At 75.3% G+C, this 23,950-nt stretch carries 21 protein-coding genes and 1 pseudogene; 14 read left to right on the forward strand and 8 right to left on the reverse strand.

Annotated elements, in window-relative coordinates; genetic code table 11:
- Positions 1 to 53 precede the first annotated feature (53 nt).
- The 3 genes from AC2TDM_RS12900 to AC2TDM_RS12910 all read left to right on the forward strand — a co-directional run bounded on the left by AC2TDM_RS12900 (position 54) and on the right by AC2TDM_RS12910 (position 4,373).
- Entirely contained in the window at positions 54 to 773 is a 720-nt protein-coding gene (locus AC2TDM_RS12900) for a response regulator (RefSeq protein ID WP_484634868.1), read from the forward strand.
- Positions 774 to 945: 172 nt separating this feature from the next.
- Positions 946 to 1,773, forward strand: coding sequence for an ABC transporter ATP-binding protein (locus AC2TDM_RS12905; RefSeq protein WP_090031362.1), 828 nt, complete (start codon positions 946 to 948; stop codon positions 1,771 to 1,773).
- Positions 1,773 to 4,373, forward strand: a complete 2,601-nt coding sequence (locus AC2TDM_RS12910; protein ID WP_484634869.1) for an ABC transporter permease — start codon at positions 1,773 to 1,775, stop codon at positions 4,371 to 4,373. The genes AC2TDM_RS12905 and AC2TDM_RS12910 overlap by 1 nt, the downstream gene beginning before the upstream one ends.
- Before the next feature lie 56 nt (positions 4,374 to 4,429).
- Here the strand turns inward: AC2TDM_RS12910 and AC2TDM_RS12915 are convergent, their stop codons facing one another.
- Positions 4,430 to 4,948 (reverse strand): hypothetical protein, encoded by a 519-nt coding sequence (locus AC2TDM_RS12915; protein WP_484634870.1) that lies wholly within the window; start codon positions 4,946 to 4,948, stop codon positions 4,430 to 4,432.
- A 494-nt stretch (positions 4,949 to 5,442) separates the two neighbouring features.
- On the opposite strand from AC2TDM_RS12915, the gene AC2TDM_RS12920 reads away from it, so the two are divergent.
- Positions 5,443 to 5,691 (forward strand): WhiB family transcriptional regulator, encoded by a 249-nt coding sequence (locus AC2TDM_RS12920; RefSeq protein WP_090031367.1) that lies wholly within the window; start codon positions 5,443 to 5,445, stop codon positions 5,689 to 5,691.
- Positions 5,692 to 5,837: 146 nt separating this feature from the next.
- Here AC2TDM_RS12920 and AC2TDM_RS12925 read toward each other — a convergent pair whose 3' ends face one another.
- Positions 5,838 to 7,313, reverse strand: coding sequence for a sensor histidine kinase (locus tag AC2TDM_RS12925; protein ID WP_090031369.1), 1,476 nt, complete (start codon positions 7,311 to 7,313; stop codon positions 5,838 to 5,840).
- 193 nt (positions 7,314 to 7,506) lie between these two features.
- Here AC2TDM_RS12925 and AC2TDM_RS12930 point away from each other — a divergent pair, with 193 nt between their 5' ends.
- From AC2TDM_RS12930 to AC2TDM_RS12955, 6 genes and pseudogenes are all read left to right on the forward strand, one after another.
- The gene (locus tag AC2TDM_RS12930) at positions 7,507 to 8,016 is read left to right on the forward strand and encodes a DUF2505 domain-containing protein (RefSeq protein ID WP_484634871.1); all 510 of its coding nucleotides are present in this window, start codon (positions 7,507 to 7,509) and stop codon (positions 8,014 to 8,016) included.
- Positions 8,017 to 8,322: 306 nt separating this feature from the next.
- Entirely contained in the window at positions 8,323 to 9,660 is a 1,338-nt protein-coding gene (locus tag AC2TDM_RS12935; RefSeq protein ID WP_484634872.1) for an ABC transporter substrate-binding protein, read from the forward strand.
- A gap of 124 nt (positions 9,661 to 9,784) precedes the next feature.
- A pseudogene (locus AC2TDM_RS12940) lies at positions 9,785 to 10,792 on the forward strand (carbohydrate ABC transporter permease); the annotation flags it as partial.
- A 260-nt stretch (positions 10,793 to 11,052) separates the two neighbouring features.
- Positions 11,053 to 12,003 (forward strand): carbohydrate ABC transporter permease, encoded by a 951-nt coding sequence (locus AC2TDM_RS12945; protein WP_484634873.1) that lies wholly within the window; start codon positions 11,053 to 11,055, stop codon positions 12,001 to 12,003.
- 190 nt (positions 12,004 to 12,193) lie between these two features.
- Complete coding sequence (locus tag AC2TDM_RS12950) at positions 12,194 to 13,219, forward strand: LacI family DNA-binding transcriptional regulator (protein WP_484634874.1); 1,026 nt, start codon at positions 12,194 to 12,196, stop codon at positions 13,217 to 13,219.
- A 239-nt stretch (positions 13,220 to 13,458) separates the two neighbouring features.
- Entirely contained in the window at positions 13,459 to 14,718 is a 1,260-nt protein-coding gene (locus tag AC2TDM_RS12955; RefSeq protein WP_484636457.1) for a Glu/Leu/Phe/Val family dehydrogenase, read from the forward strand.
- Between the two features lie 80 nt (positions 14,719 to 14,798).
- Here AC2TDM_RS12955 and AC2TDM_RS12960 read toward each other — a convergent pair whose 3' ends face one another.
- From AC2TDM_RS12960 to AC2TDM_RS12980, 5 genes are all read right to left on the reverse strand, one after another.
- Complete coding sequence (locus AC2TDM_RS12960; protein WP_484634875.1) at positions 14,799 to 15,149, reverse strand: META domain-containing protein; 351 nt, start codon at positions 15,147 to 15,149, stop codon at positions 14,799 to 14,801.
- 113 nt (positions 15,150 to 15,262) lie between these two features.
- Positions 15,263 to 15,910, reverse strand: a complete 648-nt coding sequence (hemQ, locus tag AC2TDM_RS12965) for a hydrogen peroxide-dependent heme synthase (RefSeq protein WP_484636458.1) — start codon at positions 15,908 to 15,910, stop codon at positions 15,263 to 15,265.
- A gap of 149 nt (positions 15,911 to 16,059) precedes the next feature.
- A complete protein-coding gene (locus AC2TDM_RS12970) occupies positions 16,060 to 17,244 on the reverse strand; it encodes a ferrochelatase (protein ID WP_484634876.1) in 1,185 nt (394 codons plus the stop codon).
- 147 nt (positions 17,245 to 17,391) lie between these two features.
- Positions 17,392 to 17,928 (reverse strand): flavodoxin domain-containing protein, encoded by a 537-nt coding sequence (locus AC2TDM_RS12975; protein WP_484634877.1) that lies wholly within the window; start codon positions 17,926 to 17,928, stop codon positions 17,392 to 17,394.
- Positions 17,929 to 18,081: 153 nt separating this feature from the next.
- Entirely contained in the window at positions 18,082 to 18,588 is a 507-nt protein-coding gene (locus AC2TDM_RS12980; RefSeq protein WP_484634878.1) for a MarR family winged helix-turn-helix transcriptional regulator, read from the reverse strand.
- A 78-nt stretch (positions 18,589 to 18,666) separates the two neighbouring features.
- On the opposite strand from AC2TDM_RS12980, the gene AC2TDM_RS12985 reads away from it, so the two are divergent.
- The 3 genes from AC2TDM_RS12985 to AC2TDM_RS12995 are packed head-to-tail and all read left to right on the forward strand — an operon-like array spanning position 18,667 to position 20,282.
- On the forward strand, positions 18,667 to 19,245 hold the full coding sequence (locus tag AC2TDM_RS12985) for an NYN domain-containing protein (protein WP_090031382.1): 579 nt from the start codon (positions 18,667 to 18,669) through the stop codon (positions 19,243 to 19,245).
- Between the two features lie 14 nt (positions 19,246 to 19,259).
- Positions 19,260 to 19,820: a DUF1697 domain-containing protein gene (locus AC2TDM_RS12990; RefSeq protein ID WP_484634879.1), complete on the forward strand. Its 561-nt coding sequence runs from the start codon at positions 19,260 to 19,262 to the stop codon at positions 19,818 to 19,820.
- Positions 19,821 to 19,862: 42 nt separating this feature from the next.
- Positions 19,863 to 20,282, forward strand: a complete 420-nt coding sequence (locus AC2TDM_RS12995) for an HIT family protein (RefSeq protein ID WP_484634880.1) — start codon at positions 19,863 to 19,865, stop codon at positions 20,280 to 20,282.
- Between the two features lie 91 nt (positions 20,283 to 20,373).
- On the opposite strand, the gene AC2TDM_RS13000 is transcribed toward AC2TDM_RS12995, so the two are convergent.
- Positions 20,374 to 21,873, reverse strand: a complete 1,500-nt coding sequence (locus AC2TDM_RS13000) for a sugar transferase (protein ID WP_239078858.1) — start codon at positions 21,871 to 21,873, stop codon at positions 20,374 to 20,376.
- Positions 21,874 to 22,264: 391 nt separating this feature from the next.
- Between AC2TDM_RS13000 and AC2TDM_RS13005 the strand changes: the two genes are divergently transcribed.
- On the forward strand, positions 22,265 to 23,692 hold the full coding sequence (locus AC2TDM_RS13005; protein WP_484634881.1) for a glycosyl hydrolase: 1,428 nt from the start codon (positions 22,265 to 22,267) through the stop codon (positions 23,690 to 23,692).
- Positions 23,693 to 23,950 lie beyond the last annotated feature (258 nt).

The following is a 23,950-nucleotide window of genomic DNA, read 5'->3' on the forward strand; positions in this document are numbered from 1 at the left end:
GCGAGGACCCGACCTGCGCGGACGGTGCCGCTCGCGGTGGCACCCTGGTGCCCGTGAGCCAGCCCCCCGCCGACGGCCTCCCCCCGGTCCGCGTCGCCCTCGTCGACGACCAGGCGCTCGTGCGCGCCGGGTTCCGCATGGTCATCGACTCCCAGCCGGACCTGACGGTGGTGCTCGAGGCCGGCGACGGCGCACAGGCGGTGCGCGCGCTCGCGCCCGGGACCGGCCCGGCCGTCGACGTCGTCCTCATGGACGTGCGCATGCCCGTCCTCGACGGCATCGCCGCCACCGCGCAGGTCGTCGCCGCCGGCACGGACGCCCACCCCGCCCCGCGCGTGGTCGTCCTGACGACCTTCGACCTCGACGAGTACGTCGTCGCCGCCATCCGCGCCGGCGCGAGCGGCTTCCTCCTGAAGGACGCACCGCCGGAGGTCATGCTCGACGCCATCCGCACCGTCCACCACGGCGACGCCGTCATCGCGCCGTCCAGCACGCGCCGGCTGCTGGAGCACCTCGTCCACGCCCTGCCGGAGGACGCCCCCGAGGCCGGTCCGGCCCACGCCGCGGTCGGCACCCTCACCGACCGCGAGCGCGAGGTGCTCGTCCTCATGGCCCGGGGCCGGTCCAACACGGAGATCGGCCAGGACCTCTTCGTCGCCGAGGCGACGGTGAAGACGCACGTCGGCCGCGTGCTGGCCAAGCTCGGCGCCCGCGACCGGGTGCAGGCCGTCGTGACGGCCTACGAGACGGGCCTCGTCCGGCCCGGCTCCTGAGCCCGGCCGGGCCTCACGCGCCCTGCCTCGTCCCGCGGCCGCACGACCTCGGGCCGCGGGTCCTCCCGGGGGATGACACAGCCGACGCACGGTCGGCACCGGGGACCGACGCGGCCCGGCACGGTGCCTCCGTAGCGTCGTCGACGTCCCGCCGACCTCGAGGAGAGCCACCGTGCACCCCACCGCCGCCGTCACCGACGGCCCCGCCCCGCAGCCGCCCGCCCCCGGCACGACCGCCGGCCCCGCCGCCTCCGCCCGGGCCCTGACGAAGGTCTACGGCCAGGGCGCGGGCGAGGTCCGCGCGCTCGACGGCGTCGACGTCGACTTCGCCGCCGGCCGCTTCACCGCGATCATGGGCCCCTCGGGCTCCGGCAAGTCCACGCTCCTGCACCTGCTGGCCGGCCTGGACCAGGCCACCTCGGGCTCGGTGCGCCTGGGCGGCACGGAGCTGACCGGCCTCGACGACGACGCCCTCACGCTCCTGCGCCGCGAGCGCCTCGGCTTCGTCTTCCAGTCCTTCAACCTGCTGCCCATGTTCACGGCGGAGCAGAACATCGTCCTGCCGCTGGGCCTCGCCGGCGCCCGCCCGGACCCGGCGTGGCTCGACACCCTCGTGCGCACCCTGGGCATCGCCGAGCGCCTCGGGCACCGGCCGAGCGAGATGTCCGGCGGCCAGCAGCAGCGCGTGGCGATCGCCCGCGCCCTCGTCGCGCGGCCCGAGATCGTGTTCGCCGACGAGCCCACCGGCAACCTCGACTCGCGCTCGGGGGCGCAGGTGCTCAGCTTCCTGCGCCGCTCCGTGCGCGAGCTGGGCGGCACCGTGGTCATGGTGACGCACGACCCCGCGGCCGCCGCCTACGCCGACCGCGTCGTGCTGCTCGCCGACGGCAGGGTCGCCGGCGAGATCGCGGACCCGACGCCGGACTCCGTGCTGTCGGCGCTCGACGCCCTGCGCCAGCTCGACGGGTCGCCCGCGCTGCCGACGGGCGGTGCCCGCTGATGCTGCGCCTCACCTTCGCGCAGATGCGCCGCAGCCTGCCGCGGCTCGTGGCCGCGGGCCTGGCGGTCGCGCTCGGCACGGCCTTCGTCGCCGCGACGCTGCTCGCGGGCGACGTCCTCACCCGCACCACCTACGACTCCGTCACCGCCTCCTTCGGGCGGGCGGACCTCGTCGTCACGCGGGCGGAGCTGGACCCGGCCGCCGTCGACGCCGCCGGCGACGTCCCGGGCGTGGACGCCGTCGCACCCCTGGACCAGGCGGTGCTCTCGGTCGCGGCGAACAGCCGGACCGCCTACCCGCTCGTCCTGCCCGCCCCCGGCGACGAGCGCCTCGCCTCCGTCCGGGCCACCGCGGGCGTCCTGCCGCAGGCGCCCGGGCAGATCGCCCTGCCGGCGACCACGGCGACGCAGCTCGACGTCGGCGTCGGCGACCGCGTGCAGGTCGCCTTCTCCACGCCCGGCCCGGACGACACCTGGGTGGAGAGCACCGCCGACGTGGCCGTCACCGGCATCACCGCCGACGTGGCAGGCGCCTGGCAGCGCTACGGCGGCGCCGGTCTCGCGGACCCCGCCGACCTCGCGACGTGGGTCGGTGTCGGCACGGTGCCGACCCTGCTCGTCGCGGTCGACCCCGGCGCCGACGTCACCGCCGTCCAGGCCGCACTCCGGTCCGAGGTCGCCCCGGCCACGGGGGCCACGCCCCAGGTGCTCACCCGCGACGAGGCCGCCCGCGCCGCGGTGGCCGAGCTGTCCGGCGACGCCGACGTGCTCGTCGCCATCGCGCTGGCCTTCGCCGCCGTGGCCCTCGTGGTCGCCGCGCTCGTCATCGCCAACACGTTCGCCGTGCTCGTCGCGCAGCGGACCCGGACCCTGGCGCTGCTGCGCTGCGTCGGCGCACGCCGCTCGCAGCTGGCCGCGTCGGTCGTCACCGAGGCGGCCGTCCTCGGCCTGGCCGCGTCCGTCGCCGGGCTGCTGGGCGGTACGGCGCTCGTGCAGGTCGTGCTGCTCGTGCTGGCCCGCACCTCCCCCGACGTGCCGCTGCCGACCACCGTCGCGCCGGGCCTCGCGGCGGTCGTCGCGCCGCTCGTCGTCGGGACGGTCGTCACGGTGCTCGCCGCGCTCGTCCCGGCGCGCGAGGCGACCCGCGTCAGCCCCGTCGCCGCGCTGCGCCCGCTCGACGCGCCCGTGCTCGGCGCGGCGGCCGGCCGCGTGCGCGCCGCCGTGTCGCTCGTCCTCGTCGTGCTGGGCGGCCTGACCCTGGCCGCCGCCGTCGCCACGGGCCTCGTGCTCGGCGGCGGGGCGCTGCCGGCCCTCGCCCTCGGGATCCTGGGCGGCACGGTGTCGTTCGTCGGCGTGCTCGTCGGCGCCGTGCTGTGGGTGCCGCGCCTCGTCGCCGGGGTCGGTGCGCTCCTGGCGCGGACGGGCCCGTCGGCCCGGCTCGCCGCCGCCAACACGCTGCGCAACCCGCGACGCACCACGGCCACCTCGGCCGCGCTGCTCATCGGCGTCACCCTCGTGGCGATGATGAGCACGGGCGCCGCCACGGCCCGCACGACGCTGGCCGCGGAGCTCGACGAGCAGTACGCCGTCGACCTCGCGGTCACCTCCCTCGCCGGTCCCGGCGAGGCGGCGCTGCCGGCGTCCGCCGCCGACGACGTCGACCGCGTCGACGGCGTGGCCCGGGTCGCCGCCCTGGCCGGTGCGCCCGTGCTCGAGCTCGGCGGGCAGGAGCTCGGCGGCGGCACGACGGTCCTCGGCCTCGACCCGGCCGACGCCGGGGTCCTGCGGGCGCCGGACCTCGTCGCCCCGCTCGAGGACGGCACCGTGCTCGTGCCGGAGCGGCTCACGGAGAGCTACCTCGTCGTGCGTGACGGCGACACGGTCACCCTCACCGCCGGCAGCACGGCGGCCGGCAGCACGGCGGAGGACGGATCGGTCGTCGACCCCGCCGTGGGCGGCCAGACGCTCACGCTGCGCGCGGTGGTCGGCGACGTGCCGTCCGACGGCCTCCTCGTCACGGCGGCGACGCTCGCGCGCCTCGCCCCGGAGGCGGGCACGACGTCGGTCTGGGCGGCCCTGTCGGACGACGCGACGCCCTCCGCCGTCCTCGCGGCGGTCCAGGAGGCCCTGCCGACCGACGTCCCGCTGCAGGCCGTGTCCGGCGCGGCCGAGCGGGAGTCCTACGACCAGGTCATCGACACGATGCTGCTCGTCGTCGTCGGGCTGCTGGCCGTCGCGGTGGTCATCGCCCTCGTCGGGGTGGCCAACACGCTCAGCCTCTCGGTCATCGAGCGGCGGCGGGAGTCGGCGACCCTGCGGGCCATCGGCCTCACCCGGGGCCAGCTCCGCCGGACGCTCGCGGTGGAGGGGGTGCTCGTCGCCGGGGTCGGCACGCTGGCCGGGACCGTGCTGGGCCTGCTCTACGGCTGGGCAGGGGCGGCGGCCGTGCTCGGCCCGGCCGGGCAGGTGCGGCTCGGGTGGCCCCTGCGGGACCTGGCGATCGTGCTGGTCGTGGCCCTCGTCGCCGGGCTGGCCGCCTCGGTGCTGCCGGCGCGCTCCGCGACGCGCACGCCCCCCGTCGCGGCGCTCGCCGTCGACTGACGGCGGTCCGCGGACCCTGTCACGGGCGCGGCCGGGCGACGAGGGGTCGGTGCCCCTCAGCGCCCGCCGCGCCCGTCGTCGTCGGTGGTCGCCGCGACCACCGACGGCGTGAGCAGGCCGGCGCCGACCACGAGGGCGAGCGCCGTCAGCAGCAGGACGGCCGGCGGAGCGCCGCTCGTCGCCCAGCCGGTGCTGACGATCACGAGCAGCACCTGGATCATCAGGACGGGACCGCGCGGCCACCGCTGCCCGTCCGCGAGGGCGAGCGAGCCCCGCCACAGCAGCGCCGCCACCCCCAGCGCCAGCACGACGAGGAACACCACAGCACCGATCGACCCCTGCCCCTGCCCCGCCGCCAGGCCGCGCCCGAGGTCGACGACGAGCAGCACCGCCAGCCCCGCGAGCAGCACGGCCTCGAGCAGCACCCCCGTGGCCACGACGGCCAGCGCTCGCGGGCGCACCTGGCGGAGGTCGACGAGGAGCCGGCGCCCCGGCGCGCGGTCTGCACCACCCGGACCGCCCGGACCGCCCGGCGCGGCGGGCGGCGGGGGCGGCGGCGCGGCGCGAGGAGGCACGCGGGCAGCCTACGGCGGGACACGACGAGCGGATCGTCGCATCGACCCGGCCCGGGCCGGCTCCGCCCGGTGACTTGTGCTCCTCCTGGACGGATCCCGAGAGGGACCGGTGGTGTACCACGCCGGGCTGCGTGCTCGTGACAGCCGTGCGACGATGGACGGGCCGTCCCCGACCGGGACGGCGTGCAGCACCCCCGTCGCCGGGGCCGCGCCACCGGGCCGGCCCCGCCCCGGGCAGCCCCTGACCACCCAGCTGACCAGCAGCTCCACCGGACGTCCCCGACAGACGGGACGTGCGGAACGGTCCGGCGCGGCGACAGCGACCGGTGTGACGCAGTCCTCACTCGTCATCGGCTCGAAACCTCCGCGTAACCCTTGTGTCGCGGCCTCGCGGGTGTGAACCTAGTACCAGCAAGTCATCCCACCCCTCGGCCCTCGGGCCGCCGCACGCCCTGGACCGGGCGTTGCTCCAGCATGCTGTGAGGAGATGTCCCATGGATTGGCGCCACCGCGCAGCCTGTCTCGACGAGGACCCGGAGCTCTTCTTCCCGATCGGGAACACGGGCCCCGCGCTGTCCCAGATCGAGGAGGCGAAGGCCGTCTGCCGTCGGTGCGACGTCGCCGACACGTGCCTGAAGTGGGCGCTCGAGACCGGGCAGGACGCCGGCGTCTGGGGCGGCCTCTCCGAGGACGAGCGCCGCGCGCTCAAGCGCCGCACGGCGCGCCAGCGCCGCGCGAGCTGACCTCGCCGCCAGGACCGCCGGCACGCACGACCAGCAGGACCTCACGGGAGGGCCGGTGCCCAGGGCACCGGCCCTCCTGTCGTCCCCGCCGACGAGGGCCCGGGGACGAGCGGCTCAGCAGACGGACCGCTGGGGGCGCGCGCCGCTCAGGAGACGAGCGACCCCGTCTCACGCCCCTGCCGCAGCACGGCGTCCATGGCGACGAGCGTGCCGCCGTCGGGCCGCGGCGACCACGCGATGGCCCCGCGCAGCTCGTTGACGACGAGCGTCGAGACGATCTGCGTCCCGAGCCCGGTGCCGGCGCCCTTGCCCTCCGGCAGGCCGGCGCCGTCGTCGGCCACCTCCACGTGCAGGGCGTCGCCGGACCGCTCGGCCGTGACCGTGACGCTCCCCGTCTCCCGCCCCTCGAACCCGTGCTCGACGGCGTTCGTCACGAGCTCGGTGAGCACGAGCGCGAGGGCCGTCGCGTCGGCCGCCGGCACGGACCCGAAGGTCCCCTGCACGACCGTGCGCACGTGCGCGCCACGGCTGGCCACGTCCGCCGCCAGGCGCAGGCTCCGCCCGACGAGGTCGTCGAACGGGACCGCCTCGTCGATCGTCTGCGACAGCGTCTCGTGCACGAGCGCGATCGTCGCCACCCGGCGCGTGGCCTCCCCCAGCGCCTCGCGCGCCTCGGGGCTGCCCACCCGCCGCGCCTGCAGCCGCAGCAGCGCGGCCACGGTCTGCAGGTTGTTCTTCACGCGGTGGTGGATCTCGCGGATCGTCGCGTCCTTCGTGATGAGCTCGCGCTCCCGGCGCCGCAGCTCGGTCACGTCGCGGCACAGCAGCACCGCGCCGAGCCGCTCCCCCGCCTCGAGCAGCGGCACCGACCGCACCGACAGCGCGACGCCGTGCGCCTCGATGTCCGTGCGCCAGGGCGCGCGCCCCATGAGGACGAGCGGCATGGCCTCGTCGAGCGCCTCGGCCTGCGCGAGCAGCTCCGTGACCGTCTCGACGAGGGACCGCCCGACGAGGTCGCCCAGCGCGCCGAGCCGGTGGAAGCACGACAGCGCGTTGGGGCTGGCGTAGAGGACGTCGCCCTCGCCGTTGAGCCGCAGGAGGCCGTCGCCGACGCGCGGGGCGCCCCGGCGCGGGCCGCTCGTGCCGTCCGGCGCGGGGAACTCGCCCCGGCTGATCATCCCGACGAGGTCGTCGGCCGCCTCGACGTAGTTCAGCTCGAGCCGGCTGGGGGTGCGCGCGCCGCCGAGGTTCGTCTGCCGCGCCAGCACGGCCAACGGCCGGCCGTTGCGCACCACCGGGACCGCCTCCTCGCGCACCGCGTAGGGCCCGTACCAGCGCGGCTCGCGCGAGCGCAGCGGCCGCAGCTCGGCCAGGCTGCGCTGGAGCTGGGCCCGCTGCCCCTCGGCCGGGTGCGTGCCGACGACGTCGTCGTAGTGCACCGTGGCGCCCGTCGAGGGGCGGCAGTGCGCCAGCGCGACGAAGTCCCCGTCCCGCGTCGGCAGCCAGAGCACGAGGTCGGCGAACGCGAGGTCGGACACGAGCTGCCAGTCCCCCACCAGCAGGTGCAGCCACTCGAGGTCCGAGGGGTCCACCTCGGCGTGCCGGGCGGCCAGGGCGCTCATCGTGGACACGGGCCCAGCGTAGGGCTCGGGGCCGTGCGGCCCGGGCGCCGACGGGGACGGCCGGGCCGCGCGGGGAAGGGGGAGGGGCGCGGTGGCCGCGGGACGACCGCCGCGGCACCGGGGGCGGTACGGTCGGCAGCGGCGGCGACCGGTCGGGACCACGACGGGCCCGTCGAGGCGAGAGGGAGTGGCGATGCACCTGACCGTGGCGCTCGACGTGCCGGCCGACGCGCACCGCGCGGGCCGCATGCTCGCCGACCCCTCCTACGTCGCCGCCAAGGTCGCCGCGACGGGTGCGACGGAGCAGCACGTCGACGTGACGGGCTCGGCCGCAGGGTCATTCACGGTCACCACCCGCCGGTCCCTGCCCACCGACCAGATCCCCGCGCAGATGCGCTCGCTCGTCGGGAACGTCCTCGACGTCCGCCAGGCCGAGGCGTGGGAGGCCGCGGCCGACGACGGCACCCGCACCGGCACCGTCGCGCTGGAGATCCACGGCGCACCGCTGCGCCTGACGGGGACCGTCCGGCTGGAGCCGACCGGCCCGGCGGCGAGCCGGCTCGTCTACGACGGGGAGCTCAAGGCCTCGGTGCCGCTCTTCGCCGCGGCCGTGGAGCAGGCGGCGTCGGGCGCGGTGCGCCAGGCGCTGTCCGTCGAGGGCGGCGTGGCCGCCCGTTGGCTCGCGGAGCACCCCCAGCCCTGAGGACGGATCGCCCATCCGAACACCGATCGGACGGTCGGTTTCACCCGTCACCGCGCTGACCTGCAAGGACAAGCCGCGAGCCGCACCGCCCCGCATAACGATGACGTCACGGTCCGCGGGAGGCTTGACAGTCCCGACGGGCGGAGGGAACAGTTCCATCCAGCGCGTGGGAGCGCTCCCGCAGAACCGCGGGAGCGCTCCCAGGACCGGTACCCGGTCCCCGTCGCCCGGCCGGTGGAGTGCCCGGACGGCGGTGCCGACCACGGGTGGGGGCGAGGACGCCCCCACGAGACGAAGGAGTCAACAGTGCGCACCAGGACACGGACCAGTGCTCGGACCGCGTGGCAGGTCACGGCCGGCGCGGCCGGCCTCAGCCTCCTCGTGGCGGCGTGCTCCAGCGGCGGCTCCGGCAGCTCGGACGACGCGACGAGCGAGGGCACGGACGGCGAGCAGATCACGCTGACCGTCGCCACGTTCAACGACTTCGGCTACACCGACGAGCTGCTGGCGGAGTACACGGCGAAGAACCCGAACATCACGGTCGAGCACGTGAAGGCCGCCCGCTCGGAGGACGCCCGCGCCAACCTCACGACGAAGCTCGCCGCCGGCGGCGCCGGCCTCGCCGACATCGAGGGCGTCGAGGTCGACTGGCTGCCCGAGCTCATGCAGAGCTCCAACCTGTTCCTCGACATGTCCGACCCGGCGGTCGAGGGCCGCTGGTCCGACTGGAAGGTCAAGCAGGCCACGACGCCCGAGGGCACGCTCTTCGGCTACGCGACCGACACCGGCCCCGAGGCCATCTGCTACCGCTCGGACCTGTTCGAGGCCGCCGGCCTGCCGACGGAGCGCGAGGAGGTCGCCGAGCTCCTCGGTGGCGACGACGCGACGTGGGAGGACTACTTCGAGGTCGGCCGCACGTTCACCGCGGCGTCCGACTCGGCGTGGTTCGACTCGGCCAACGCCATCTACCAGGGCCTCGTCAACCAGATGGAGGCGGCGTACGAGGACATGGACGGCACGCCGAAGGACCTCGCCGAGAACGAGGAGGTCAAGGCGATCTACGAGCAGACGCTCGCCGCCGCCGTCGACGACGACCTCTCGGCGCACGTCAACCAGTGGACCCCCGACTGGGAGGCCGCGTTCCAGGCCGACGGCTTCGCCACGATGCTGTGCCCGGCGTGGATGACCGGCCCCATCGAGGAGCGCGCTGGCGGCGTCACCGGCTGGGACGTCGCGGACGTCTTCCCCGGCGGCGGCGGCAACTGGGGCGGGTCGTTCCTGTCGGTGCCCGCCTCCGGTGAGCACACGGAGGAGGCCAAGAAGCTGGCCGAGTGGCTGAGCCGCCCGGAGACGCAAATCAAGGCCTTCACTAACGCGGGCACCTTCCCGAGCCAGGTCGAGGCGTACGAGGACGAGACCCTCCTGTCGTCGACCAACGAGTTCTTCAACGACGCGCCCGTGGGTCAGATCTTCTCGGAGCGCGCGCTGAACATCGACGTCGCGCCGTACAAGGGCCCGAACTACTTCGCCATCCACACGACGGTGAACGACGCCATCACCAAGGTGGACGTCGAGCAGTCGGCCGACGCGGACTCCGCGTGGGACGGCGCCGTCCAGGCCGCCAAGGACCTCGGCATCTACTGACCGGACCGGCCGGGCGGCGGGGCTCCTCCCCCGCCGCCCGGCACCCCGGGGCGCGACCGCCGCGCACCCGCACCCCGCCCGGCTCCTGCCACGCCCGCCCCGGCCCCGACGACGCGAGGACCCCATGGCCGTCCAGACCCCCGCCCGCCCCGCCCGCCCGCAGGACGACGGGGCCCCGGCGCCCCGGCCCGCGCGCCGCGTCGAGTTCTCCCAGACCCTGTCCCGCTGGGACGTGAAGGTCTCGCCCTACCTCTACATCTCCCCGTTCTTCATCCTGTTCGCCATCACCGGGCTGTTCCCGCTGCTCTACACGGCCTACGTGTCGGTGCACCGGTGGAACCTGCTCGGCGGCCAGGGTGAGTACGTCGGCTTCCAGAACTACCTCGACGTCTTCGCGCAGCCCAACTTCTGGCTCTCGCTGCGCAACACGTTCTCGATCTTCGTCCTGTCGTCCGTGCCGCAGGTGCTCATGGCGATCGTCATCGCCGCCCTGCTGGACCAGAACCTGCGCGCGAAGACGTTCTGGCGCATGGGCGTGCTGCTGCCCTACGTCGTGGCCCCCGTCGCCGTGGGTCTCATCTTCGGCCGGCTCTTCGCCGACAAGTCCGGCCTCATCAACGCGATGCTCGGCGTCGTGGGGATGGACCCCGTGCGGTGGCACGTCGACGCGCTGGCCAGCCACATCGCCATCGCGTCGATGGTGAACTTCCGCTGGACCGGCTACAACGCGCTCATCTTCCTCGCGGCCATGCAGGCCGTCCCGCGCGAGCTGTACGAGGCCGCAATCATGGACGGCGCCTCGCGCGTGCGGCAGTTCTTCTCCATCACCGTCCCGCAGATCCGCGCGACGATCATCTTCGTCGTCATCACCGCCACCATCGGCGGCCTGCAGATCTTCGACGAGGCGCGGGTGTTCGACGAGCAGGGCCTCGGTGGCGCGTCGCGCCAGTGGATGACCACGACGCTGTACCTGTACGACGTCGGCTGGGGCAACCAGAAGAACTTCGGCCGTGCGGCCGCGGTCGCCTGGCTGCTGTTCATCCTCGTCCTGGTGATCGGGATGGTGAACTTCCTCATCACGCAGCGGATCGCCTCCGACGGCTCCGGCGGGCCCACCCGCCGCGAGCGCCGCGCGGCCCACCGTCGGGCCCGTGCCGCCCTCGCGACGTCCACGGGGGCCCCGACGATCGCCGCCGGCCCCTCCACCCCCGCGCCGACCACGGCCGGCGTGTCCGGGCCGGTCGCCCTGCCCCATGCCGGCGTGAGCACCCTGCTCGCGGACCCCGCGGACCCGACGGCGGCGCCGCACCCCGCCGGCACCGACGCCACCGGCACCACCGGCATCCACGACCCCGGCACCGACTCCCCCGACACCACCGACAGGAGGCCGTGATGAGCTCCGTGCCCGTCGTCGCCCAGACCGCCGGCCCCGGTGCCGCGAAGGCCGCCCAGCGCCGTGGCGGCGCGTCCCGCCCCGGCAGCAGCAGCCGACGCCGCGGCGGGGGCGACGGCAGCGCCGCCCTGCGTCCCGGCCCGATCACGTACGCGCTGCTCGGGCTGGCGGTGCTGGTCGGGCTCGCGCCGCTGTACTACACGCTCGTCATCGGGTCCTCCGACCCGACCTCGATCGCGCAGAGCCCGCTGCCGCAGGTGTTCCCGGACGGGTCCCTGCTCGACCAGATCAACGCCGTCATCACGTCCACGGCGTTCTCGTTCTGGAAGGCCTTCGCCAACTCGGTCATCATCTCGACCGTCTGCGCGATCGCGACCGTGCTGTTCTCGACGATGGCCGGCTTCTCCTTCGCCAAGCTGCGCTTCCGCGGCCGCCGGGGGCTGCTGCTGTTCGTCGTCGCGACGATGGCCGTGCCCACCCAGCTCGGCGTCGTGCCGCTCTACATCGTCATGACGGACCTGGGCTGGATCGGCAGCCTCAAGGCCGTCATCGTGCCGGCGCTCGTGACCGCCTTCGGCGTGTTCTGGATGACCCAGTACCTGTCCGAGGCCCTGCCCTACGAGCTCATCGAGGCCGCCCGCGTCGACGGCGCCTCCATGCTGCGCACGTTCTGGTCCATCGCGATGCCGGCCGCCCGGCCCGCGGCGGCGATGCTCGCGCTGTTCACGTTCGTCTCCCAGTGGACCAACTTCTTCTGGCCCTCGATCGTGCTCAACCAGAACAACCCGACGCTGCCGCTGGCGGTGCGGCTGCTGCAGGCGAACTACTTCGTGGACTACTCGCTCGTGATGGCCGGCGTGTTCCTCGTGACCCTGCCGCTGCTGATCCTGTTCTTCCTCGCCGGCCGGCACCTCGTCGCCGGGATCATGGCGGGCGCGGTCAAGGGCTGACAGCCCCCGCGGTGCAGACCGCGGCGGGACGGCCGGGCCCAGGGGGCGGCCGTCCCGTCGCGCTCCCCGCGCCGCAGCAGGACCCCGAGGGACCCCGTGCGGGCCACCGTGCGCCCGCCCCGACCGGCGGAACCCGGTCCCCGCCCGTGCGTGTAGCGTCCGGCGCCAGGCCGGCAGGAGGAGGTGGACCGTGACGAGCGAGCTGACCGCACCACGGACGGTGCCGACGCTGGAGTCCGTGGCGGAGCGTGCCGGGGTGTCCCGGTCCACCGCCTCCCGGGTGATCAACGGGGACGCGCGCGTGTCGCCCCAGGCGCGCAGCGCGGTCGAGGAGGCGGTGGCCGCCCTCGGCTACTCCCCCAACCGCGCGGCCCGCTCGCTCGTGCTGCGGCGGACGGACTCCGTGGCGCTCGTCATCCCGGAGCCCGACGAGCGCGTCCTCAACGACCCGTTCTTCGCGGGGACCCTGCGCGGCCTGACGGCGGCCCTCGAGGACGACGACATCCAGCTCGTCCTCATGATCACCCGCCCCGGGCAGGCCGACCGCAGCATGCGGTACCTGCGCAACGGCCACGTGGACGGCGCGGTCGTCGTGTCCCACCACCTCGAGGACGCGCTCGACCGCGCCCTCGTGGACTCCCACGTGCCGAACGTCTTCGTCGGGCGCCCGCTGTCCGTGGTCGCCACCGGGCTGCAGTACGTCGACATCGACAACGTCGCCGGCGGGCGCCTGGCGACGGAGCACCTCGTCGCCCGCGGGTGCCGGCGGATCGGCACCATCGCCGGCCCGGCGGACATGTCGGCGGGCATCGACCGCCTCGCCGGCTTCCGCCGCGCGCTGGCGGCCGCCGGCCTGCCGGTCGACGCGGTCGAGCACGGCGACTTCACGCTGGACTCCGGCGCCGCCGCCGCGCGCCGGCTGCTGGCGGCGCACCCCGACCTCGACGGCATCTTCGTCGCCTCGGACCTCATGGCCGCCGGTGCCCTGCCCGTCCTGGCCGCGGCGGGCCGGCGCGTGCCGGACGACGTCGCGGTCGTCGGGTACGACAACCTCGGCGTCTCTTCGTCCACGCAGCCGCCGCTGACCACCGTCGTGCAGCCCGTGCCCGCCATGGCGCAGGCCGCGGGGCGCCGCCTGCTCGACCTGCTCCGAGGCGGCCCCCCGCAGGAGCCGCTCATCTTCTCGCCCGAGCTCGTCGTCCGCGCCTCCGCCTGACCGGGCAGGCGGAGGCGACGACCCGTCCGGGGGACACGCCGCCGGCACGGATGCCCGTCGTCGCGGGCGGTGGCACAGTGGGCGCGGCCGCCCACCGGCGGCACCTGACCCCCTCGCGGAAGGGCACCCCCGGCATGGTCGACGACGTCGTCACCGGCCCGGGTGCGGCGGGCGACCCCCGCCGTCCCGGCACCGGCAGCGCACCGGCACCCACCCCACCCCCCACGCCGCCGACCCCGATGACGGCGCCGCCGCCGCACGCCGGGCCCCTGGAGACGGCGCGCGCGCAGCTCGCGTCGGCCGTGCAGATCCTCGGGCTGTCGGAGGGGGTGGCCGAGATGCTGGCCTCCCCCCGGCGGGAGATCAACGTGTCGGTGCCCCTGCGCCGGGACGACGGCACGGTCCAGCTCTTCCGCGGCTACCGGGTGCAGCACAACATCTCCCGCGGCCCGGGCAAGGGCGGCCTGCGGTACGCGCCGTCGGTCGACCTCGACGAGGTGCGCGCGCTGGCCATGTGGATGACGTGGAAGTGCGCCGTCGTCGAGCTGCCCTACGGCGGCGCCAAGGGCGGCGTCACCATCGACCCGCGGCACTACTCGTCGGCCGAGCTCGAGCGCGTCACGCGCCGCTACACCAGCGAGATCATGCCGGTCATCGGGCCCGAGCGGGACATCATGGCGCCCGACGTCGGCACCGACGCGCAGACCATGGCGTGGATCATGGACACGTACTCCGTCAACCAGGGGTACACGATCCCGGCGGTCGTCACGGGCAAGCCCATCGACATCGGCGGCTCGCTCGGCCGCCCGACGGCCACGTCCCGCGGCGTCGTGCACGCCGCGCGCGCGGCGCTGGCCGATGCCGGCACGGACCTGCGGGAGGTCAGCGCGGTCGTGCAGGGCTTCGGCAAGGTCGGCTCGCACGCGGCCCGGTTCCTCGCGGAGGCCGGCACGCGCGTCGTCGCCGTCTCCGACCAGTACGGCGGCGTGCGCTCCGACGACGGACTCGACGTGCCGGCGCTCCTGCGGCACGCGCAGGCCACGGGCTCGGTCGTCGGCTTCGAGGGTGGCGAGCCGCTCGGGGACACGGACATCCTCACCCTCGACGCGGACCTGCTGGTCCCCGCCGCGGTGGAGGGCGTGCTCGACGAGGGGACGGCCCGCCAGGTCAAGGCCCGCTGGGTGGTCGAGGGCGCCAACGGCCCGACGACGGCCGGCGGCGACCGGGTCCTCGCGGAGCGGGGGATCACCGTCGTCCCGGACATCCTCGCCAACGCCGGCGGGGTCGTCGTCTCCTACTTCGAGTGGGTGCAGGCGAACCAGGCGTACTGGTGGACGGAGAACGAGATCGAGGAGCGCCTCGAGCGCCGGATGCTGGAGGCCTACGCCGCCGTCGCGCGCACGGCCCGGGCCGAGGGCATCACGCTGCGCGACGCGGCGCTGACCATCGGGGTCCGGCGCGTGGCGGAGGCGCACCAGATCCGCGGGCTGTACCCCTGACAGGCCTGGCGGCCCGGGGTGCGGGCCGCCACGCGCCCGTGTCGCCGCAGGTCCGTCCCCGGTCCGGCCCGGGCCGACGCCTACGTCCAGGCCGCGCGCACCAGCTCCGCCTCGGTGCCGTCGGCGCCGTGCAGCACCGCGTGGTCGGGGCCGCCCTGCAGGGTCAGCCGCACGGGCCCGGCGAGCAGCGCCAGCAGGGCGGTCTCCGTCGCGGTCACGTCGTCCGGGCCGGCCATCCGCGTCGCGACGACCGGGCCGAACGCCAGCCGGTCGACGTCCAGGGCCCACGTGCCCCGCAGCCGGTTGACGCCGCCGTAGCCGAACACCTGGCCGTCGCCCTCGAACGTCAGGGACGGCCGGCCCTGCGCACCCTCCGCGGTGGCCTCCGTACCGATCCGCACGACGGTCCAGGTCCCCGCGAGGCCGCTCATGCGACCGATCGTGGCAGCCCTGCCCGCGGGACGTCCATCCCGCGGGCAGGGGCGGCGGGCAGGAGCGGCGGCGGGACCGGACACCGGGACCCGGACGCCGCCGAACGCGCACCTCAGGCGCGCGGGCGGGCCTCCAGCCAGTCGGCCAGCTCCACGCGCGGGCCGGTGTAGAACGGCACCTCCTCGCGGACGTGCCGGCGCGCCTGCGTCGCCCGCAGCTCGCGCATGAGGTCGACGATGCGGTACAGCTCCCCGGCCTCGAACGCGAGGATGAACTCGTAGTCCGACAGCGCGAACGAGGCGACCGTGTTGGCGCGCACGTCCTTGTAGTCGCGGGCGGCGGCCCCGTGCTCGCGCAGCATCTCCCGCCGCTCGTCCTCGGGGAGGATGTACCACTCGTAGGAGCGGACGAACGGGTAGACGCAGACGTAGGCGCCGGGGGCCTCCCCCGCCAGGAACGCCGGGACGTGGCTGCGGTTGAACTCCGCGGGCCGGTGCAGGCCCACCACGGACCAGACGGGCTCGAGCTGGGCGCCGAGCTCCGTGGACCGCAGCCGGGCGTAGGCGCCCTGCACCTCCTCGACCGTCTCCGCGTGCCACCAGACCATGAGGTCGGCGTCGGCGCGCAGGCCGGACACGTCGTACCAGCCGCGGACCGTCAGCCCGGGGTCGGCGACCGCCGCGAGCGCGTCCGCCGCCTCCGCCCGCCGGGCCGCCGCGTCCTCGGGCGCGGCGCCGGTGAAGGAGAAGACGGACCACATCGTGTAGGCGATGCGGGCGTTGATGGCCTCGTGGTCGGGCGCGTGCTCGGCGGTGGGCTCGACGGTGTGCTCGGCCGTGTGCTCGGTGGTGTGCTCGGCGGGGGTGGCGGTGCTCACGGGTGCTCCCTGGGCGTCGTGCGGCTGGGTGCTCACTGCAGCGGGTCCACCGAGCAGGCGGCGGGCCGGCCCGACGGCTCCCCGTCGCGCATGAGGCAGCAGCCCGGCGCGCAGATCTCGCGGAACGGCGGCAGCCCGCCCACGGTGACGCCCGGGCCGGGCTCGCCGCCGGCGTCGCGTACGCGCGCGTGCTCCGCCCGCTCGAGGATGAGGTCGACCAGGCCCTCGACGAAGGGCGCCCGCGTCCCGACCGTCCCCGCGCGGACCGCGGTCATCCCGAGCTCGGCCGCCGTCTCCAGCGCCTCGGTGTCGAGGTCGTAGACGACCTCCATGTGGTCCGAGACGAACCCGATCGGCGCGAGGACGACGTTCGTCGTGCCCGCGGCCTTGAGCGCCTCGAGGTGGTCGTTGACGTCGGGCTCCAGCCACGGCTGGCTGGGCGGGCCCGAGCGCGAGCAGTACGCGAGGTCCCACTCCGGCGCGGTGCCGGTGCGCTCCCCCACGGCCTGCGCGACGAGGCGCGCGACCTCGAGGTGCTGCTCGGAGTAGCGCGCCTGCGCCACGACGGAGGCGGCCTCCATCGTCGTCGGGATGGAGTGCGTGACGAAGACGATGCGGTAGGGCGCGCCGCCGGTGCGCGCGGTGAGCTCGGCCACCGCGTCGGTCACCGCGTCGACGTTGCCCTGCACGAAGCCGGGGGTGTTGAAGTACGAGCGGATCTTGTCCACGGCGAGCGGGTGCTCGGCGGTGCCCACGGACGCCGCGACCTGCTCGAGCGAGGCCCACAGGTCCTCGCGGTACTGGCGGCAGCCCGAGTAGGAGGAGTAGGCGCTGGTGACGAGGGCGACCACCCGGCGCGCGCCCCGCTCGTACGCCTCGGTCAGCGCGTCGCGCGTGTAGGGCGTCCAGTTGCGGTTGCCCCACAGCACGGGGACCTCGACCCCGCGGCGGCGCAGCTCGTCGGACAGCGCGGCCTGCAGGGCGAGGTTCTGCCCGTTGATGGGGCTGGCGCCGCCGAAGTGCATGTAGTGCTCGCCGACCTGCGCGAGCCGCTCGTCCGGGATGTTCTTGCCCGCGGTGACGTTGCGCAGGAACGGCAGCACGTCGTCGGGGCCGTCGGGGCCGCCGAAGGAGTAGAGCATGACGGCGTCGTAGGGCCGCACGTCGGGGGGCGTCGTGGGCTGCTCGGCGCCCGTCGGGAGCACGTCGGTGGACATGGCGTCCATGGTCCCATCCCCGCCGACGCGGCCCCCGCCCGGGAGCGGGCGTCCTCTCAGTGACGTCGATCCGGACCGGGCGTCAGGTCCCGTGCCCTCGGTGCGGACAGGCGCCGACGCCCGTGACCAGGGCCCGTCGGATCGCGGTCAGATCGCCGCGTGCAGGCCCGCGCCCGCGGCGTGCCCCTGGCGCTGCAGGTCCGACAGCTCGTCGGCGATGCCGGCCGCCCACGCCTCCACCGCCGCGAAGTCCCGGTGGTCGCCCTCCCGGGCCCGGCCGCCGGCGATGACGGCGCGCTCGGCGAAGCTCAGCAGCGAGCGGTCCAGCCGCCCCCGGAAGGACCGGTGCCCGCGGGCGCCGATGCGCTCCCGCAGCTCGGCCAGCTCGTGCGGGGAGTTGGCGGACGCCGCCGGCTGCGTGGCCAGCCCGGACGAGAACAGCCACACGGGCCGCTCCCGCAGCTCGTCGGCCAACCGTGCCGCGAGCTCGCGCGCCACCGGCACCCAGTGCGCCAGGTACACGGCCGACCCGAGCACGACGGCGTCGTACCCCTCGAGCGTGCCGACGGCCCCCGGCTCGACGACCTCGGCCTCGTGCCCCGCACGTCCCAGGACGCGCGCGACGGCCTCCCCGATCTCCCACGTCGCCCCGTGCCTCGACGCGACCGCAACCAGCACCCTCATGACGCCCTCCCCGCGCGGCCCGGTGCCGCACCCCCTCAGTCGACCAGCGACCCGGGGTGCGCTCATGGGCCCGAGGTCCCGACAGGTCGTCAGCAACCTCGCGACGACCGTGGCGACGGCCACAACCGGTCGGCCGGGGTCCCCCCTCGGCGGTCAGGCGTCCGGCAGGTCCGCCTGCGCCGCCCGCAGCCGCTGGGTGAGGTCCTGGAGCTGGAGGAGCTCGTCGCGGTCCAGCGCGCCACCGACGAGCCGCTGGATCGAGCGCACGTGCCGCCGGCCGACCTCCCGCTGCAGCTCGAGCCCCGCGTCCGTGAGCGTCACCGCCACGCCGCGGGCGTCCCCGGCCACGGGGCCGCGCGTCACCCATCCGCGCCGCTCCAGCCGGTCGACCAGCCGCGACACCGACGGCTGCGTGAGCAGCCCGTGCTCGTGGATGTCGCGCAGCCGCAGCGTCCGGCCCTCCGCCCGGGACAGCGCGAAGAGCACGTCGTACTCCTGCACGGACAGCGGCCCCCACACGTCCTCCCGCGTGAAGCGCCGCATGAGCGCCACCTGCGCGCGGAACAGCGACTCCCACGCGGCGGCCGCGACGGCTGCGGACGGCGCCGCCGGCGTCCCGCCCTCGGACACCGGCGTCGTCGCCGCGCTCTGCTCGCTCACGGCAGCACCTTCTCATCCCGGCCACTCGTCCCCGCCACGGCCGGTCCGCTGCGTGCCCGCTGTCACTAGGCTCGCGGCATGAGCACCGGGGCCGTCGACACGCGCCAGACCTACGTCCTCGTCGACGGGGAGAACATCGACGCCACGCTGGGCAGCTCGATCCTCAACGCCCGGCCGACGCCGGACCAGCGCCCGCGCTGGGAGCGCGTCCTGGGCTTCGCCGAGCAGCGCTGGGGCCAGCCCGCGCGCGGCCTGTTCTTCCTCAACGCCTCGAGCGGGTCGCTGCCGATGCCGTTCGTGCAGGCGCTCATGGCCATCGGCTTCCGGCCCATCCCGCTCGCCGGCTCCTCGACCGAGAAGGTCGTCGACATCGGCATCAAGCGCACCCTGGCCGCGCTGGCGGAGCGCGACGGCGACGTGCTGCTGGCCAGCCACGACGGCGACTTCTTCCCCGAGATGGAGCGGCTCGTCGACGAGGGCGGGCGCCGGGTCGGGCTGCTGGCCTTCCGGGAGTTCACGAACCACTCGCTCTCCGGCCTGGTCACGCGCGGCCTGCAGACGTTCGACCTCGAGCACGACGTGGCGGCCTTCAACGTCGTCCTGCCGCGCATCCGGATCATCCCGGTCGACGAGTTCGACCCGGCCGCCTACCTCTGACCGACGTCGCGGGCGTGGTCGCGCAGGAGCGGGCGGCGCGCGTCGTCGGGCTGCTGCGGGCGGTCAACGTCGGGGGTCGGACCGTGCGCTCCGCCGACCTGCGGCGGATCACCGAGGGTGCGGGCTACACCGACGTGCGCACGTACGCGGCCAGCGGGAACGTCGTGCTGACGACGGCCGACCCCGAGGCGGCGCCGGCGGACGTGGCGGCGGGCCTGTCCGCCGCGCTGGCCGCGGACCTCGGTCTCGACGTCCCCGTCGTCGTCCGGGCCGCGACGGAGCTCGACGCCCTCGTCGAGGGCTGCCCCTTCCCCGACGTGGCGCGGCAGGAGCCCACGCACCTCGCAGTCGCGTTCTGGAACGACGACGTCGTCCCCGGCGCGGCGGGGACCGACCTGTCCCGCTACGGCGGCGAGGCCGTGGTCTGGACCTCGCGCGAGGCCTACCTGCACTACCCGGACGGCCAGGGCCGCTCGCGGCTCACGCCGGCCGTGCTGTCGCGGGTCGCGGGACGGACCGGGACGATGCGGAACTGGCGGACCGTGCTGGCGCTGCAGGAGCTCGCACGCGGCTGAGGGGCGTCGCGGGCACCGGGCGACGGTCGTAGGTTGGCGGCCATGGCCACCCTGTTCACGCGCATCATCGACGGCGAGATCCCGGGCCGGTTCGTCTGGTCCGACGAGCGCTGCGTCGCCTTCCTCACCATCGCGCCGATCACGGACGGGCACGTGCTCGTCGTGCCGCGCGAGGAGGTGGAGCAGCTCACGGACGCCGACGACGACCTGCTCGCGCACCTCGTCGTCGTCGCCAAGCGCATCGGCGCCGCGCAGCAGCGCGCGTTCGGGGCACCGCGGGCGGCACTGCTCGTCGCCGGCTTCGAGGTGCCGCACCTGCACCTGCACGTGCTGCCCGCCTGGGACGAGAGCAGCCTGACGTTCGCGAACGCCCGCACCGACGAGCCCGCGGAGCGCCTCGACGCGGCGGCCGAGCGGCTCCGCGCGCACCTGCCCCAGGTCCAGCCCCCGCTCCCGGGCTGACCTGCGGGCGCACGAGGACCCGGCCAGGTGCACCCGGCCGGGTCCTCGTCGTGCGTGCGGCCCGAGGGCCGGGTCCTGCGAGGGGCCGCCGTCAGCGGGCGCCGTCCCCCGTCACCATGACCTTGGCGGTCCGGGCGAGGATCGCCAGGTCGCCGAACATGGTCCAGTTCTCCGCGTAGGTCACGTCGAGGCGGATGGCCTCGTCGGCCTCGAGCGCGGAGCGCCCGGACACCTGCCACAGACCGGTCAGGCCGGGCTTGACCAGGAGGCGGCGGGCCGCCTGCTCGTCGTACAGCGCGACCTCGGCGTGGATCTGCGGGCGCGGGCCCACGAGGCTCATCTCGCCGCGCAGCACGTTGAACAGCTGCGGCAGCTCGTCGAGCGAGTACTTGCGGATGACCTTGCCCACCGGCGTGATGCGGGGGTCGTTCTTGGGCTTGTAGAACATGCCCGTCTCGGTGATGCCCTCGGCGGCCAGCACCTCGGCGAGGCGCTCGTGCGCGTTGGGGTACATCGAGCGGAACTTGATCATCCCGAACGGCATGCCGTGCCGGCCGATGCGCTCCTGCCGGTAGAAGACCGGGCCGGGGCTCGTGAACTTCACCAGCAGGCCGACGACGAGCATCACCGGGGACAGCGCGATCGTGATGAGCAGCGCCGCAACCCAGTCGAAGACCGACTTCACGACGTAGCGGGCCCCGCGGAACGTGGGCTCGTCGACGTAGAGCAGCGGCAGGCCGTTGACGGGCTTGAGCATCATGCGCGGGCCGGCCACGTCGAGCAGGCCGGGCGAGAGCGCCAGGTCGATGCCCGTGCCCTCGAGCTCCCAGCCCAGGCGGCGGACCGTCGACATGGTGATCGCGTCCGCGCCGGTCACGGCGACGGCGTCGACGGCGAGCATCTGCGCGACCTCGGCCGCGTCCGCCATGGAACCCAGGACGGGCACGCCACGGACCGACTCGTCCTCGCGCACCTCGCCCGAGGGGATGCACACCCCGACGACGGCGTAGCCGGCGCGCGGGTTGTGGTGCAGGACGTCGATGAGCTCCGCGGCCCGCTCCCGGTGGCCGACGACCACGACGGACGACACGGCGGTCCCGGCGGCGCGCTGGCGGTGCAGCGCCTGGCGCCGGGCGAACCGGCCGACGAGCAGGAGCAGCACGCCGAGCGGGAACGTGATGGCGAGGTACCCGCGCGCCATGTCGATGCCGCCCATGAAGGCGACGACGGCCATCGCGGCGAACAGCCGCCACGACACGGCGAACACGCGCGTGTACTCCGCGGGGCCGGTGCCGATGAGGCGGCGGTCGCGGGTGCGACCGGCGGCCAGGGCGGTGAGCCAGGCGACGAGCAGGACCGCGGAGAACGCGGCCTGCGGGGCCGCGAAGCCACCCGAGAGCACCGGCGTGGCGCCTTCGAGGTGGAAGAAGTAGCCCGCGGCTGCGGCGGCCGCGACGGCCACCGTGTCGCTGATCCAGAGGAGCACCCGGTAGTCGGTGCTCCACTGCTCGGGGGAGCGGGTGCTGCCCCACTCCCGTCGCCGTTGTCCCTGAGCCTGCTGCAGGCCCTTCACGTCATGCTCGATCGTCAAGCGTCACCTCCGTGCGTCGTGCCCCCGCCGGACTGGCGCCTCGTTGCGTCGGCGCTGTGTGCGCCTCACCGACGGTAACGAGGTACCCCGGAGGAACGCACCCTTTCGACGGATCGTCCGATTCGACCAGATGTGTCCCCCGTCGCTCTGACGGAGCGTTAGCGCAGGTGGCGGCGTCGCGCAGCCGCACAGAGGCCGAACGTGGCGAGCATCACGTTGACGTAGGGATAGGGGGTCAGTCGCCGCAGGTGCGACGCGCGTCACCCCTCCGGGGTCGCGACGGGCAGGTCGCTCGCAGGCGGCTCGTGCACCATGGACGGCGATGTCGACGACCCTTCCGCCCGCCCCGGCCCCTGCTGAGCACCGGCCGACCCGCACCCGGTGGGGACGCATGGTCGGTCTGGTGCTGGCGGCGCTCGCCGTCGTCGCCCTGCTGACGACCCTGGTGCCGCGCACTCCCGCTCCGGCCCCCGAGGACCTGGCCGCGGCCGCGACGCCCTCGCCCCCGGGTGACGAGGCAGGCGGGGCCGGCGAGGCGGAGCCCGAGGTCCTCTCGGGCGTGTACGGGCGGGGCGGGCGGACGGACACGGTTGAGTCCTTCGCCGCCTGGCGCGGACGGGACGTGCCGGTCGTGGCCGACTTCCTCGCCGACGCGACCTGGGAGGACATCACCGACTCCTGGGTGGTCGAGCAGTGGGCGGGCACGGGCTACCGGATGGCGTGGTCCGTCCCCCTGCTGCCCCGGTCGGGCGGCACGCTCGCGGACGGCGCCACCGGCGCGTACGACGAGCACTTCGTCGCGCTCGGGGAGCACCTCGTCGAGAACGACCAGGCCGACGCGGTGCTGCGCCTGGGCTGGGAGATGAACGGGCCCTGGTTCCGCTGGTCGGCGGTGGAGGACCCGGAGGCGTACGTGTCCTTCTGGCGCCACGCCGTCGACGCCCTGCGCTCGGTGCCGGGCGCCGACTTCCTCGTCGAGTGGGCGCCGCAGCCCGGCCGCGGCGCCGCCGGCTTCGACCCGCTGTCCGCGTACCCCGGCGACGCCTGGGTCGACGTCGTGGGCATGTCGCTGCACGACCAGAGCTGGCAGCACGACGAGGACGAGGCCGTCCCGCGGTGGGAGGACGTCGTCGAGCGGGACTACGGCCTGGCGTGGAACGTCGCCTTCGCGGCCGAGCGCGGGAAGCGGAGCAGCCTGCCGGAGTGGAGCCTGGCGTACCGCTGCGACGGCAACGGCGGCGGCGACAACGCGTTCTTCATCGACGCGGTCGCCGACTGGGTCGACGCGCACGACTACCTCTACGAGGCCTACTTCGACTACACGGGCGAGGACTCCTGCGACCAGGTCCACCGGGTGTCCGGGGACGTCGGGGAGCGGCAGTTCCCGGAGGCGTCGGAGGCGTACCGCGACCGGTTCGGCGGCGACGGGGGGACCGACGCCGCCGCCGGCGCGGACGACGCCTCCGGCGACGACTCCGGCGACGACTCCGACGACGGCACGCCCCTGCGCGTGAGCTGGTCGCCGTCTCGGGCCGGGGCGCGCGAGCTCGCGTGGACGGGCCTCGAGGGGGACGTGTACGTCTTCGCCCGGGTGGGCGCCGACGCGGTCCGGGTGCGCTGGTACCTCGACGACCCCGACGCGTCCTCCCGACCGCTCGCCGTGCGCGACGAGGCGCCCTTCGACCTGGGCGGCCGGGACGGGCAGAGGCCGCTGCCGTGGACCGTCCCCGACCTCGAGCCCGGCGAGCACACCCTCACCGTGGTCGTGGAGACCGCGAGCGGCGAGCAACGCACCGAGACGGTCCCGTTCCTGCACTGACCAGGCACGACACGTCCCTGCGCAGGCCCTGCACGGCCGCCGCCGACCCGTCCCCCATCGCCGCCGGCTCTTGTACCACACACTGCTGAATGTTGCGCGCGTCACGTCCCTGGACCCTGGGTGAAACCATTTTTCACCCGTACTGTCGTCGCCGGGCACCGCCGTCGCAGGTGGTGCACCGGGCGCATTGGGGGCAGTGCAGCCCCTGTCCTGATGCCGTCGCGACCCTCCTGCCGTGGGTCGCGTCGGTGCGCCCTG

It is taken from the genome of Cellulomonas sp. plas2 (genome assembly GCF_057221735.1).